Source organism: Gordonia hydrophobica NBRC 16057 (assembly GCF_001592365.1).
In the GTDB taxonomy this organism is placed as follows: Bacteria; Actinomycetota; Actinomycetes; order Mycobacteriales; family Mycobacteriaceae; genus Gordonia; species Gordonia hydrophobica.
The window spans coordinates 310173-323046 of record NZ_BCWU01000001.1 but is presented as its reverse complement, the minus strand read 5'-3'; the positions used below and the strand labels follow the sequence as shown (position 1 = coordinate 323046).

Below are 12874 nucleotides of genomic sequence, written 5' to 3'. Positions count from 1 at the left end.
GCATCGCCGCCGGCCCGGGATCACCGAGCACGAGAGGGCGGGTGCGCCGCTGACGTTGGACAACACGCACGACACCGAACCCGACGCAAGCAGTCACCCCGCCGCCAGACCCCCGAAGCCCGTGAGGGCAGGGGGTCTGGCGACGTCGCAGGACAGGCCGCCGGCCCGAAGGCCCGGCGCTGGATCGCCCGCATCGCCCGGCCCCAACCCAAGGGGCCGACTCGAGACGCGGCCCCAACCCAAGGAGCCATCCCGAGACGCGACTCCAACCCAAGGAGCCGACTCACGGCAATTCGGCGTCGATCCGCATAACCCCTGCCGGCCGAACCCTCGAGCCGACGGCGGTCCTGCTTCCGTGCGCACCCACCGACCACCCCTTAAAGCCCCTTGCTACGGAAGCAGTCCGTGTCGCCTGTGCGCGACGGCTATGAAGTTCTCAAACAACACGAGACGACCTTCCAGCCATCCCAATCAAGCTGTACCTACTATGTTACATCTCACATTTGATAAGACAAGTGTTCGACTCACAGTCAGGTGTGAGAGAATTGTCGGAGTCGAACGATATTGTCGGCACTACCCCGACGACAACGCACGCGGGCGTGCACCCGGCCGTCGAGACTCGCGAAAGGATTGCCAGACACCCCTATGCTCGAAGCATCATGAGTGGGGATCAGTTCACGGTCGAGCAGGACATGGTGGCGGCGGATGTGCAGCGTCCGGCGCAGGCGCGCGGAATCGTGATCCTCGCGCACGGCGCAGGTTCGGACCGGCACTCGGCGATTCTGACGGTCGTGGCGGCGTCGCTGGTCCAGCGGGGACTCGCGGTGGCCCGCATCGATCTGCCCTACCGGCAGGACCGCCCGAAGGGACCGCCGGCGTCGTCGAAGGCTGCACGCGATCGCGACGGGATCCGCGCCGCCGTCGCGGCATTGCGCAATGTCGCGGACGGACCGTTGATCGTCGGCGGGCACTCGTACGGCGGCAGGCAGGCGTCGATGCTCGCCGCGGAGGATCCCGACCTGGTCGACGGACTGCTCCTCACGTCCTATCCCCTCCATCCGCCCGGCAAGCCAGAACGGGCGCGGACCGAGCATCTGCCCGACATCACCGCGCCCACGCTGATCGTGCACGGTCGTTCGGACTCGTTCGGAACGTCGGCGGAGTTCGCCGAGGCGCTCTCACTGTTCACCGCACCCGTCCGGCTGCTGGAGGTCGAGAAGGCCGACCACAGTCTGAAACCCGATCGCAGCGGAGTCGGCGAATCGACCGGCGACGCCGTCACCGAGTGGCTGCTGCCGCTCGCCGAAGAACGGAGCGCACGCCGATGAGCCGAACCGAGCAGCCGACGCGGGACCTCGCCCGCACCATCTCGTACTCCCCCGATCTGGACGGCGACGCCGACCCGGGCGAAGTGGTGTGGACGTGGGTGCCGTTCGAGGAGGATCCGACACAGGGCAAGGATCGCCCGGTCCTCGTCGTGGGCCGCGATCACGGCGGGTACGTCCTGGGACTCATGCTGTCGAGCAAGGACTACCACCGCGACGACGACGATTGGTTCTCGATCGGCACCGGCGCGTGGGATGGGAAGCATCGCGACAGCTACGTACGCCTCGACCGGGTACTGCGGATCGACGACGACAGTATCCGCCGCGAGGGCGCCATCGTGGAGCGGGCGCGGTTCGACGCCGTCGCCCACATACTGCGCGAACGCTTCGGCTGGACCTGAAGCCCGTCAGTCCCGCCTGATTCTCAGCGGGTGATCCGCCTACGGGCACGCCGCACCAGGTTGGCCACTCGCGTCTTGATCGCCGGAGTGTGGTCGGGCACGGGGGCGGTCGTGGCCCAGAGGGCGATCGCGTCCAACGCCGCGTTCAGTGCGTCGTCGGTCGTCGTCGGGTGCTCGGCGGTGTGGTGAACCGCGGTAACGCGGAGATCATCGACCGTGCCGGACACCGCGTAGCCGTTCTCGACGATCGCCGCGACCAGACGGTCGGACTCCTCGGTCGCCCAGGCGAGCTGCTCACCGCTGAGCCCTTCGGGTGCACCGTCGCGCGTCTTGAAGAGGTAGTCGCCGATCAGGACGCCCTTCACCAGTCCCTCATATCGACGCCATTCGATGTCGTCGGGCTGCAGGCGGTGGTTGAGACGGCGCAGCAGTTCGGTCTGTCCGGCCGACAGCGACGAGTTGGAGCTCGGGACCTGTTCGGGAAGTTCGGCGGGGTCGATCCCGAGAACGCGGACGAAGCGCTCCCACAGTCCGTCGCCCGGCGTCTGCGTGCCCGCGGCGGGAACCGTGACGATGTGGACGCGGTCGGATCCGATCACCTCCGCCCAGTCGGCGCAGATGCGGCGGTAGTCCTGGAACTCCCAGAACGGTTCCTGCCCGGCCCCGCTGTCCGGACCACCGGTGATCGAGTCGACGAACTCGCCGAGCGTGGCGCGGCGCTGATTCTTGACGTTCTCCTGCCAGACCGACGGGACCTGGCGGGCGAGGTCGCGGACGGTGAGGACGACGTGGATCTCATCGGCGAAGTCGAGGTCGCCGACCAACTTCTTGATGTGCTCGGGTCCGGCGTTCGCGAACAGTTCGTGCGAGACCAGCGACGAGCCGTGCCACGCCTTCATCTGCGCGAGCATGGCAGGCCACACGTCGGCGTGCGCGGGGTCGGCCCAGTCCAGATACCGCTCCGGCTGCAGATGCGCCGCGGCGTGGAAGTGGTCGTCGATCCGGTTGCCGGGATACAGCAGCCCGGCGCGCGCGGACGCGTGGTCGCGATTGCGCCACAGCCGGTCCTGCAGATGGGTGGTGCCGGTCTTCGGCAGACCGACGTGGACGTAAACGGCAGACATACGTGCCAGGATAGGGGCGACCCCGGGAATCGCCCCGGCCCCCGCTCCCGCGAGTCCACCGTCCGTACCAGTTCGCTGCCTGCGGTCGTGCGGCGGCGATTTTGGCACGATGGGCGGCGCTGGTATCGTTGACCGCTGTTGCGATGGACGCTGGCCACTGACCGCTCTGTCGCCGTTGGAAACAGAACATTCGACCCGGAACGGGTCGCACCAGACGTCAGAAGAGGACATCGCGTGGCTAACATCAAGTCTCAGATCAAGCGGAACAAGACCAACGAGAAGGCTCGTCTGCGCAACCAGTCGATCAAGTCGGCTCTGCGTACCTCGATCCGCCAGTTCCGCGAGACTGTGGCGTCCGGCGACAAGGACAAGTCGGCCGAGCTGCTCGTCGTCACCAGCCGTGAGCTCGACAAGGCTGCCTCGAAGGGCGTCATCCACAAGAACCAGGCCGCCAACAAGAAGTCGGCCATGGCTCTCGCAGTCAACAAGCTCTGATGCGGCGCGGCCTACGGGCCGCGCCCCCGCTCGGCGGCGCCGAGCGACAACAGAACAGCACTCACGAACACCCCGACGACGGGCCACGCAGTCGTCGGGGTGTTCGTCGTGCCACTACCTGCTGATCGAGTACAGGAGACGACGACATCTTGCTGGTCGAGTACGGGAGGAGCGCAGCGACGACCACATCGAGACCGCCGACATCGACCTCTCGGCTCAGCGCCGCCGCGGACGCAGCTGAGCGACCGTCGACACCGCGTGTTCCAGGGCGTATCCGGCGTCGGCCGCCTGGCCCTTCACATCGCCGTTGAGCTGCGCGACCACCATGAGCGCCTCACCGATCGACGCCGAGTCCCAGGCGCGCGCCTGGGTCTGCACCTTGCCTACGCGGCCCGGCGACATCCCGAGCTCGGAGGCGAGCGAGTACTTGTCCATGTTGCCGATCGATCGCACCCGGGCGATGGCATGGACGGCTTCGGCGAGGGCGTCGGCCAGCAGGACGCGCGCGGTGCCGTGGTGCTCGGCCCACGCCAGCGATTCCATCGCACCGGCGAGGTCACCCGTCACCGCCTTGTCGGCCACCTCGAACCCGGTGACCTCGGCGCGTCCGGTGTAGTACAGCCGGACGCCGTCCGCGTCGACCTTGTTGCCGGTGTCGGCGACCAGCTGGTGGCAGGCCGCTGACAGTTCACGAAGATCGGAGCCGACCATGTCGGTGACGAGTTCGACGACCTCCGCAGACACCTTGGCGCCCAGCTGGCGGAACTCGCTACGGACGAAGTCGGCGCGCTCGTTGGGCCATTTCGGTGCCGCGCACGCGAACTCCTGAGCGCCTGCCTTCTTGAGGTGCCCGACCATCGCCTTCTGTCGGCCACCGCCGGTGTGGACCACCATGAGGGTGATGCCCTCGGGGATCGACGCCGCAGTCGCGGTGATCAGCGCGGCCGGTTCCTTGCCCGCCTCGGCGGCCGACTGCACGACGATGATCCGCTCTTCGGCGAACAGCGACGGACTCAGGAGCTCGGCCATCTCGGGACCGGTGACCTCGCCCGCGCGAATCGGCGTGACGGGCACGTCGACACCCGCCTCGCGACTGCGTTCGGCCGCGACACGGGAGATGACCCGACCGGTCAGGAAGTCGTCGTCTCCGAGGAGTAGATACAGCCGATCGTTCACGTCGTTCATCGTGCCAGACCGTGCCGACACCGGTGCCGCCGCCGTCGCCACCCGACCGGCACCGCGATGAGCACCCCGAGGACCAGAACCGTCACCCACCCGGGGACCTCGATGCTCGACCACGCCGGGCCGCCGAGGTGGTCGGCGACGGCGATGAGCCACCGCGTGGGTGGCCCGGCCGCGCGGACCAGGAAGTCGGCGAGAACACCGCCCGGACCGTACCGCGGGCCGAGTGCGCCGACCACCGCCGCGGCGGTTCCCAGCAGCGCCGCCATCCCCACCACCGGAATCGCCACCAGGTTCGCCGGAATCGCGAGCAGGTTGATCGTGTCGGTCAGCACGATCAACAGCGGCGTCGTCAGAATCTGTGCCGCGAGCGTCATCGCCAACAACGTCGCCGGTGCGTCCGGCATCCCGCGGATCGTCAGCGCGCGCCGGATCGGCTGCGACCACAGCACCAGCCCGAGCGTCGCGACCACCGACAAGGCGAACCCCGGCGCCACCGCCATCTGCGGCCACAACAGGATCACCACGATCACCGCCGTCCCCAACGCGGGCAGCGCCTGCACCCGGCGCGACCCGAGACCCGCCAGCAGCCCGACCGAGCCCATCACCGCCGCACGCAGCACACTGTCCGACGGTCGTACCAGGATCACGAATCCGACGATCGCACACGCCCCCACCAGAACCACCGTCCGTGCCGACGCACCCGTCATGCGGACCACCAGGATCACGGATCCGCACACGAGCACCAGATTGCTGCCGGAGACCGCCACCAGGTGTGTGAGCCCGGCACTGCGGAAGTTGTCGGAGGTCTGCTGATCGAGGCCGCTCACATCGCCGAGTACCAGCCCAGGCAGCAGGCCCGCCGGCCGCTCACCGAGCGCGCGGGCGGCGACGTCGCGCAACCGTTCGCGCACCCGCCCGGCGACCCGCTGCCACCAGGGTGCGTCGCCGGTCCTGGTCAGCTCGCCGACCGCGGTGAGCCGCGCCGCCCGCAGGCGGTCGGCCACCCCGTCGCGGGGTGGCCGAACCCGGACGCGCACCCGATAGCGTTCGCCCGGAAGCGGATCGACCTGCGACGCCCTCGCCAGCAGCGTCACCGCAACAGGTCGTTGCCGGGCGCCGCGCACCGCGCGGACGGTGACCGGCAGGCTCATCATTCCTGGAATCGCGAACGACGGATCACCCGCCACTTCTACCTCGACCAGCGGCTTGCCGTCGATCACGGCGATCGGCGCCTGGTCCACCGCGATGATCCGCAGCAGGACGACGATCGTCGACGCCGCTGTCACCCCGCACGCCGCGGCGGCGGTGAGCGCGATCGACGTGCCGATGCGCGTCGATCGGCTCCCGACCACCAGCGCAAGTCCCACGGCGGCGACCGCACCCGCCAGGACCGCTCCGACTGCGACCGGCACCAGCAAGGCGACCGCCGCGGCCGCCCAGCATCCGGCAGCGGGCAGCGCCAACCGGAGATCGGCGGTCTTCACCCGACCGTGACGAGCGGTTTCAGTTTGGCCAGCCGCGCAGGCCCGATGCCGTCGACCTCCGCGAGTTGCGACACCGACGAGAAGCGACCGTTCGCATCACGCCACGCGACGATCGCGGCCGCCGTCACCGGACCCACGCCGGGGAGCGCCTCGAGCTGTTCGGCAGTCGCCGCGTTGAGATCGACGAGCGCCGTCCCGTCGGTCGGGACGCTGCCGCCCTGCGCGGGCGGCGGCTGCGCACCGGGTGTGGCTCCGGAGGCGGCGACGACCGCACTCTTCACCGTGTCGACCCCGCCTTTCCCGACCAGGATCTGATCGCCGTCATGCAGGAGCTGTGCCATGTTGAGGCTGATCAGATCGGCGCCCGGCTGTGCCCCACCGGCCTGGGCGATCGCGTCGGCCACCCGCGCGGTGTTCACGATCCTCACCAGCCCCGGCCTCCGGACCAGCCCGACGACGCTGACGATGATCCGCGCGTCGTCTGCGGTATCGCTCGTCGATGCTTTCGGCGCCGACGGCCCCGCCCCAGACGGACCCGCCGACGGCTGCGCGCCGGCTTCGAACGCGACGAGCGGCGCCGTCGGCTCATTCTGTTTCAGCAGCGAGTAGCCCGCGATGGCGCAGGCGATGAGACCGACGACGATCAAGCCGATCGCCGCAGGCGGCAACATCGAGAGCCGACGACGCGGCGGTTCCCAGTCGTCCTCCCAGTCGTCCTCGTCGCCGAGCGAGTCCAGGCCGGGAAGGTCGTCGTCCGCCCCGTCGTCGTCTGCAATCGCGGAGTCCCGGTCCCCGGCGTCGAACCAGTCGTCGTCGATCCAGTCCGGCTCTGGGGCCCGCGATCGGGGCAGCCAGTCGGGGTCGTCGTTGCCGACCGCCCGCTCAGTGTCCTCGATCGGCGGGTCGGCCGTGTCGTGCTCGGCCCACGCGTTCCTCCCCTCCGGTGTGTCGAGCCAACTCGGCATTCCGGTGACGCCCCACGGCTGCGTCGACGGCGCCGGTGACGCCAGCCTCGCCAAAGGATCGGGCCCGTTGTCGCGGTCGCGGCCCACCCGCTGCTTCCTCCCCATGAGCGCACGGTAGGCGTCACACGACGTCGCCGAAAGGTCGGTTATGACAGAAACACGAATCTGTGGATGAATCGGCTGATTTCCACAGATTTGGCATGTCCGAGGCCTTGCGTGCAGGCACCCCCGACACCCCGCACACCGATGGCTGAGTTGAGCCGCTCCGAGCGGCCTGACTCAGCCATCGCTCGCGACGAGATCGGGATTCGGCCGGACAGATGCACGACATCCGCTCATTCGCGGGCGGCGAGGCCGTCCAGCAGCACGCGGAGCCCGGACTCGAACAGCACGTCGGCGTCGTAGGGGTAGCCCGCAGCCATGATCGCGTTCATGGTCGGGAACTGCTCGGGCGGGGCGACCCGACGGAGGTCGCTGAGACGGGTATCGACCCATTCGTCGTTGGTGAGGCCGGTCTCGGCGAGGTCGGACAACTCCAGCTCCAGCGTCAGCCCGACGCCGCGAACAAAGTGCAGGACGGTCAGGTAGTCGGTGAACGCCTGCACCGGATCGCCGACCGCCTCCACGAGGCAGGCCAGCATCCGCTCCGACATCGCCATCGCACTCGGCAGCGCAGCGGGCCGGGTCATCGACAGGGCGCCCGCGAGCCACGGATGCCGGACCATCACCTGCCACAGCGCGCCGACGGCGCCCTCGAGGTCGGTCCGCCACGCCCCGGACGGCGACGGCACCGCGACCTCACCGAGCACCCGGTCGAGCATCGCCGACTCCAGGTCGTCGCGGCTCGGCACGTAGCGGTACACCGCCATCGTCGGAATCCCCAGCGCGGCGCCCAGCCTGCGCATCGACACCCCGGCCAGCGACTCCGCATCCGCGATCTGGACCGCGACGCCGACCACGCCGTCAGCGGTCAACACGGCGGGGTCGGCACCCGCCGGCGCCAGCACGACGGTGCCACGGCCCGGCGTCGCCTCGACCAACCCCTCGTCTTGCAGGAGCGCCAGGACCCGACTGGCCGTCGCCATCGCGACGTTGTGATCACGCATGATCGCCCGCGTCGACGGCACCACATCGCCGGGGCGCAGCATCCCCGTCACGATCCGATGGCGGATCTCCTCGGCGATCTGCTCGGCTCTCGACATTCTCAGCTCCTCGCGAATGCACTAGTGCACTTTCACTGAATTCCTTGATGAACACTGTATTCCTGTGCGTTTCCAGGTCCTACGCTTTCAGCATGAAAACCATGAAGATCCTGATCAGCGGCGCTTCGATCGCCGGACCTGCCGCCGCCGCGCTCCTGAGCCGACAGGGCCACCACGTCACCATCGTCGAACGCGCTCCGTCGCTGCGCCTCGGCGGGCAGACCGTCGATCTCCGCGGAGCGGGTCGCACAGTCGTGGACCGCCTCGGACTGACCGCCGCCACGGACGCCCGGCTGCTCCAGCAGCGCGGCATCGCCACCGTCAGCGCTCGCGGACGGCGCCTGAGCGCACTGCCGGTCGAGGCCTTCGACGGCAACGGCATCGTCTCGACGCACGAGATCCTGCGGGGCGACCTCGCCGAACTCCTGATCACCGCCCTGGACCCGTCCGTCGAGATCCGGTGGGGCGATTCGATCACGGCGATCGAGGAGGACGGCAGCGGCGCCACCGTGCACTTCGAGCACGCCGCGCCCGGCCGCTTCGACCTCGTCATCGGCGCCGACGGCCAGGGCTCCGCGGTCCGTCGCGCCGCGTTCGGCCCCGACGACGACCACCTGGACCCCATCGGACTGCGGTTCGCCTGGTTCACCGCGACGATCGACCAGGACCTCGACGAGTGGTACCTGCTGCACAATGCTCCCGGCGGACGCGTGGTCTCGGCCCGTCCCTCCCGCGGCGACGGGACCGTCAAGGCGTCGTTCGCGGTGCGCGGCAGCGATCCGCACCCGCTCGACCGCGAAAGCCAATGGCAGATGCTGGAGACGGCCTTCGTCGACGTCGGATGGGTGGCGCCGCAACTCCTGGCGCAGATGCGCGACGCCGACGACTGGGCGTACGCCGACCTCGCCCGGGTTCGGATGGACCGGTTCGCCACCGATCGCGTCGCCCTCATCGGCGATGCGGGCTACTGCCCCACTCCGCTGACCGGTCTCGGAACCACGCTCGCGCTCGTCGGCGCCTCTGTGCTCGCCGGGGAGATCGGCAGATCCGGCGGCGACGTCGCGGCGGCGCTGACGTCGTACCAGGAGATCATGCGGCCCTTCATCGCACGGGCGCAGGAGCTGCCGCCCGGCGGCGTCGGCGGCTACGCACCGTCCAGCCGCGCCATGATCGCCGCCAGCCGCTTCTCGTACTGGGCCATGAATCGGTGGCCGCTCAAGAATCTGTTGGCTCCGCAGTTCGCGAAAGCGGACGGCATCGACCTGCCGGAGTATGCGGTTCTCGGCGCCGACCGGCTCAGGTGAGCGGGTCCAGCCCGTGCCCGAGTGTGACGCCCACGGCGCCGGGGCCGACGTGGGTGCCGAGGACGTCGCCCAGGTCGACGACGATCGTGGAGGTGATGTTCTCGATACGACCGGTGGCCTGCTCCAGCACCGACTCGGCCAACTCTTCGTTCTGACAGTGTTGAACGCCGACGGTCACCGCATCGTCCTCCGCCAGTTCGACGGCGGCGTCGAGCATCTTGGCGATGGCCTTGGTGGAGGTCCGGTGCCGCTCACGCAGGGTCAGAATGCCGTCGGCCATGTGGAGGATCGGCTTGATCGACAGGGCGGAACCGAGCATGTGGCTGGCCGCGCTGATACGACCGCTGGACCGCAGATTGTCGAGCGCCTGCACGCAGATCATCGATTCGGCAGTGGCGGCAGCCCGGACGGCGGCCTCGTACGCCTCGTCGCGGTCGGCGCCCTTCTCGGCGGCCTGGACGGCCGCCATCGTCGTGAGTCCCACCGAGAGCCCGACAGACCGAGAGTCGACGACGCGGACGTTGCCCTCCATCGTCTCCGCCGCCAGCCGGGCGGCGCTCCACGTGCCGGAGAGTCGACGCGACATGTGGACGGCCACCACGCCGTCGCCCTCGCTGAGCTCCCACGCCTGCCCGTACGTCTTCTGTAGATCGCGAAGATTGGCGCCCGAGGTGGTGACCTTCGGCGTGGTGATGATGTCGTCGGGCATCTCGTCGACGCCCTCGGCGTAGCTGGCGCCGTCCTCCGTGGTCAGGTACAGCGGCACCTGCAGAATTGCGTGCTTGTCACGCAGTGACGCGGGCAACCGCGACGACGAATCGGTGACGATGACGACAGGCACCCCTACACGGTAGCGGGTGCGGTCCGAAGCACCGGACGGCGGTCTACCCGCCCAGCGCCGCGCGCAGCACCGGGGCGCTCACGTCGGCGATGCGACGATGCGTCGGCACGCTCCAGTGAATGCCGTCCGGGTTCATGACGATGTCGGGATCGGCGAAGGCCTCCGCCGTGACCGGGTACCAGTCGATCGTCGGCAGCCCCTGCTCGGCGGCCCACTCCGCGATGGCGACGGTCGTCGCGATTCGACCGGGATGCACGTTGCCGTAGTACGGGCTGTCGTGCGTGGACGGCAGGCAGACGACGATCGGCAGATCTGGCCGCAAGTGCGCCAACGCGCCGCGAATCTTCTCGAAGTAGCGGGCGGTCTCGCGTGCCGGGAGCGCCATCGGCCAGCCCAGCGGCGACAGCCGCGGCTGCAGCCAGCCGTAGGCGCCGCGCACCGCTTCTCGCAGCTTGGCCGGCCGCACATAGCGGATCTGTTCGCGGAACGCTGTCGGCAACGGCGACGGCAGCGAGTCCATCCCGCCGAACGCCAGCACCAGGACCTCCGCGTGCGGGACGGCCGCCCAGATCCGCGGGTCCTGGGTGATCGCCCACCAGATGTCACGGCTGGTCCACCCGATGCGCGCGAAGAGCTCCACGTCGCGGCCCAGTTCGGCGCCGACGAGGTTGGGCCAGATCCGCTCGTCGTCGGCAGCGAGGCCGCCGGTCTCGTCGTAGAAGGACAGCGAATCCCCGAGAATCAGAATCGACATCGTGGCCTACTGCACCGTGCTCTCCGCCGATTCGGCCGACGCGTTCCACACGTCGAGCCGCCAGACGGGCGCCTCACCGGGCAGCGCGTGGCCGGACAACTGCACCCAGCTGGTGTTGGCGAGCCCGCCGAAGATCGGCCAGTTCGCCACCGGGAGGTTCAGCAGACCCGCGGTGAGCGCCGCGATCACACCGCCGTGCGCCACCAACACGACCGGGGCCTCGGCGTCGTCGCCCTGACCCCAGTCGTCGAGCTGGTCGACCAGTTCGGCGACCACCGGCACCGAGCGTGCCGCGACCTCGACACGGGACTCACCGTTCGGCGGAGCCCAGCGCGCGTCGTCGCGCCACAGCCTGCGGGCGCCGGGCGACTGATCGTCGACCTCGGTGTGCGTCATCCCCTGCCAGTCGCCGAGGTGCGTCTCGCGGAGGCGGACGTCGGTGACGACCTCCTGCCCGGTGACCGACGCCAAAGCCTTGGCGGTGTCGTGCGCCCGCCGCAGATCAGAGGAACGGATGAGCAGCGGTCCGCGGGTGGCCAGCGCCCGGCCGGCCACCTCGGCCTGCGCCGTCCCGATCGACGACAGGTCGGTGTCGAGCTGCCCCTGCATGCGACGACCGGCGTTGTACTCGGTCTCCCCGTGCCGCAGCAGAATCAACCGTCGAACGATCGGGGTCAACCGTTCGACGCTGGTGTCACCGGCGTCGGGCTCGCCCCTCATTCGCCGGCGGCGTCGTCGGCCGCAGCATCGTCGGCGGACCGTCCCAGACCTTCGATCTCGATCCGCGGGCAGTCGTTCCAGAGTCGCTCGAGACCGTAGAAGTCGCGCTCGTCGTCGTGCTGGACGTGCACGATCACCTCGCCGTAGTCGAGGAGCGCCCACCGTCCCTCGCGGGTGCCCTCACGACGCAGCGGCTTGTGTCCGGACTCGCGGAGCTTGTCTTCGATCTCTTCGATGATCGAGTTGACCTGACGCTCGTTGTCGGCGGACGCGATGAAGAAGGCGTCGGTGATGACCAGGGTGTCGGACACGTCGATCGCGATGATGTCGGTGGCGACTCTGTCTTCGGCGGCCAGAGCGGCGATCGTCACCATCTCGAGGGCTTCGGGCGAAGCGGTCACGCGGGGTCCTTTCGGTACAGACCGTGCTTGGCGATGTACTGCACCACCCCGTCGGGCACCAGGTACCAGACGGGACGGCCTGCGGCGGCGCGCGCACGGCAATCGGTCGAGGAGATCGCCAGCGCGGGGATCTCCAGCATCTGCAGCACGTCGGCGGGCTTCGCCGCCAGGTGCTCCATCAGATGTGTTGCGTTCAGTTCGTATCCGGGTCGCGAGACTCCGATGAAATTCGCGAGCTCGAACAGGGCTTCCCAATCATGCCAGGACAAGATGGTGTCGAGCGCATCCGCACCGGTGATGAAGAACAGTTCATCGTCGGGAAACTGCTTCTTCAGATCGCGCAACGTGTCGACGGTGTAGGTCACGCCCGCGCGGTCGACGTCCACCCGACTGACGGTGAACCGCGGGTTCGACGCCGTCGCGATGACCGTCATCAGGTAGCGATGTTCGGCGGCGCTGACCACCCGGCTCGGGTCGGCGGCGTGCTCGCCCTCCTTCTGCCACGGGCGCCCGGTCGGCACGAACACGATGACGTCGAGGTTCAACCGGTGCGCTACTTCGCTGCCCGCCACGAGGTGCCCGTTGTGGATCGGATCGAACGTCCCACCCATCACGCCGATACGGCGGGGACTGCGTGCGGCCTGTGACATGCCGATTGACTTTACCCGGGCCC

At 69.1% G+C, this 12874-nt stretch carries 14 protein-coding genes; 4 read left to right on the top strand and 10 right to left on the bottom strand.

The features are described 5' to 3' along the window. The first annotated feature begins 659 nt into the window (after positions 1–659). Together GH2_RS01615 and GH2_RS01610 are read left to right on the top strand one after the other, a co-directional pair. Positions 660–1328 (top strand): alpha/beta hydrolase family protein, encoded by a 669-nt coding sequence (locus GH2_RS01615; RefSeq protein WP_066162182.1) that lies wholly within the window; start codon positions 660–662, stop codon positions 1326–1328. Next, a complete protein-coding gene (locus GH2_RS01610) occupies positions 1325–1726 on the top strand; it encodes a type II toxin-antitoxin system PemK/MazF family toxin (RefSeq protein ID WP_066162179.1) in 402 nt (133 codons plus the stop codon). The genes GH2_RS01615 and GH2_RS01610 overlap by 4 nt, the downstream gene beginning before the upstream one ends. 23 nt (positions 1727–1749) lie before the next feature. Here GH2_RS01610 and GH2_RS01605 read toward each other — a convergent pair whose 3' ends face one another. Beyond that, entirely contained in the window at positions 1750–2850 is a 1101-nt protein-coding gene (locus GH2_RS01605; protein WP_066162177.1) for a hypothetical protein, read from the bottom strand. Between the two features lie 234 nt (positions 2851–3084). Here GH2_RS01605 and rpsT point away from each other — a divergent pair, with 234 nt between their 5' ends. Next, a complete protein-coding gene (gene rpsT, locus GH2_RS01600) occupies positions 3085–3345 on the top strand; it encodes a 30S ribosomal protein S20 (RefSeq protein ID WP_066162173.1) in 261 nt (86 codons plus the stop codon). Between the two features lie 216 nt (positions 3346–3561). On the opposite strand, the gene holA is transcribed toward rpsT, so the two are convergent. From holA to GH2_RS01580, 4 genes are all read right to left on the bottom strand, one after another. Then, positions 3562–4521, bottom strand: a complete 960-nt coding sequence (gene holA, locus GH2_RS01595; protein ID WP_174545319.1) for a DNA polymerase III subunit delta — start codon at positions 4519–4521, stop codon at positions 3562–3564. Positions 4522–4526: 5 nt separating this feature from the next. Next, on the bottom strand, positions 4527–6014 hold the full coding sequence (locus GH2_RS01590) for a ComEC/Rec2 family competence protein (RefSeq protein ID WP_066162167.1): 1488 nt from the start codon (positions 6012–6014) through the stop codon (positions 4527–4529). Continuing rightward, on the bottom strand, positions 6011–7084 hold the full coding sequence (locus GH2_RS01585) for a helix-hairpin-helix domain-containing protein (RefSeq protein ID WP_239588507.1): 1074 nt from the start codon (positions 7082–7084) through the stop codon (positions 6011–6013). The genes GH2_RS01590 and GH2_RS01585 overlap by 4 nt, the downstream gene beginning before the upstream one ends. Before the next feature lie 230 nt (positions 7085–7314). Further along, positions 7315–8181, bottom strand: a complete 867-nt coding sequence (locus GH2_RS01580; RefSeq protein WP_066162161.1) for a TetR/AcrR family transcriptional regulator C-terminal domain-containing protein — start codon at positions 8179–8181, stop codon at positions 7315–7317. A gap of 92 nt (positions 8182–8273) precedes the next feature. Between GH2_RS01580 and GH2_RS01575 the strand changes: the two genes are divergently transcribed. Beyond that, a complete protein-coding gene (locus tag GH2_RS01575) occupies positions 8274–9485 on the top strand; it encodes an FAD-dependent monooxygenase (protein ID WP_066162157.1) in 1212 nt (403 codons plus the stop codon). On the opposite strand, the gene GH2_RS01570 is transcribed toward GH2_RS01575, so the two are convergent. Genes GH2_RS01570 through nadD form a run of 5 tightly spaced genes read right to left on the bottom strand, consistent with a single transcriptional unit; the run spans position 9478 to position 12851 of the window. After that, on the bottom strand, positions 9478–10326 hold the full coding sequence (locus tag GH2_RS01570; protein WP_066162154.1) for a DegV family protein: 849 nt from the start codon (positions 10324–10326) through the stop codon (positions 9478–9480). The two genes, GH2_RS01575 and GH2_RS01570, sit on opposite strands and share 8 nt — an antisense overlap. Positions 10327–10369: 43 nt before the next feature. Continuing rightward, entirely contained in the window at positions 10370–11080 is a 711-nt protein-coding gene (octT, locus tag GH2_RS01565) for a diglucosylglycerate octanoyltransferase (protein WP_066162151.1), read from the bottom strand. 6 nt (positions 11081–11086) lie between these two features. Next, complete coding sequence (locus tag GH2_RS01560) at positions 11087–11800, bottom strand: histidine phosphatase family protein (RefSeq protein WP_066162149.1); 714 nt, start codon at positions 11798–11800, stop codon at positions 11087–11089. Beyond that, positions 11797–12201, bottom strand: a complete 405-nt coding sequence (gene rsfS, locus GH2_RS01555; RefSeq protein WP_066162147.1) for a ribosome silencing factor — start codon at positions 12199–12201, stop codon at positions 11797–11799. The genes GH2_RS01560 and rsfS overlap by 4 nt, the downstream gene beginning before the upstream one ends. Next, complete coding sequence (nadD, locus tag GH2_RS01550; RefSeq protein WP_066162144.1) at positions 12198–12851, bottom strand: nicotinate-nucleotide adenylyltransferase; 654 nt, start codon at positions 12849–12851, stop codon at positions 12198–12200. The genes rsfS and nadD overlap by 4 nt, the downstream gene beginning before the upstream one ends. Positions 12852–12874 lie beyond the last annotated feature (23 nt).

What these genes read in the sequence shown, in the direction of transcription:
- GH2_RS01615 (WP_066162182.1), top strand. Translation starts at nt 660, where the DNA reads ATGAGTGGGGATCAGTTCACGGTCGAGCAGGACATGGTGGCGGCGGAT.
- GH2_RS01610 (WP_066162179.1), top strand. Translation starts at nt 1,325, where the DNA reads ATGAGCCGAACCGAGCAGCCGACGCGGGACCTCGCCCGCACCATCTCG.
- GH2_RS01605 (WP_066162177.1), bottom strand. Translation starts at nt 2,850, where the DNA reads ATGTCTGCCGTTTACGTCCACGTCGGTCTGCCGAAGACCGGCACCACC.
- GH2_RS01585 (WP_239588507.1), bottom strand. Translation starts at nt 7,084, where the DNA reads ATGGGGAGGAAGCAGCGGGTGGGCCGCGACCGCGACAACGGGCCCGAT.
- GH2_RS01580 (WP_066162161.1), bottom strand. Translation starts at nt 8,181, where the DNA reads ATGTCGAGAGCCGAGCAGATCGCCGAGGAGATCCGCCATCGGATCGTG.
- GH2_RS01575 (WP_066162157.1), top strand. Translation starts at nt 8,274, where the DNA reads ATGAAAACCATGAAGATCCTGATCAGCGGCGCTTCGATCGCCGGACCT.
- octT (WP_066162151.1), bottom strand. Translation starts at nt 11,080, where the DNA reads ATGTCGATTCTGATTCTCGGGGATTCGCTGTCCTTCTACGACGAGACC.
- GH2_RS01560 (WP_066162149.1), bottom strand. Translation starts at nt 11,800, where the DNA reads ATGAGGGGCGAGCCCGACGCCGGTGACACCAGCGTCGAACGGTTGACC.
- nadD (WP_066162144.1), bottom strand. Translation starts at nt 12,851, where the DNA reads ATGTCACAGGCCGCACGCAGTCCCCGCCGTATCGGCGTGATGGGTGGG.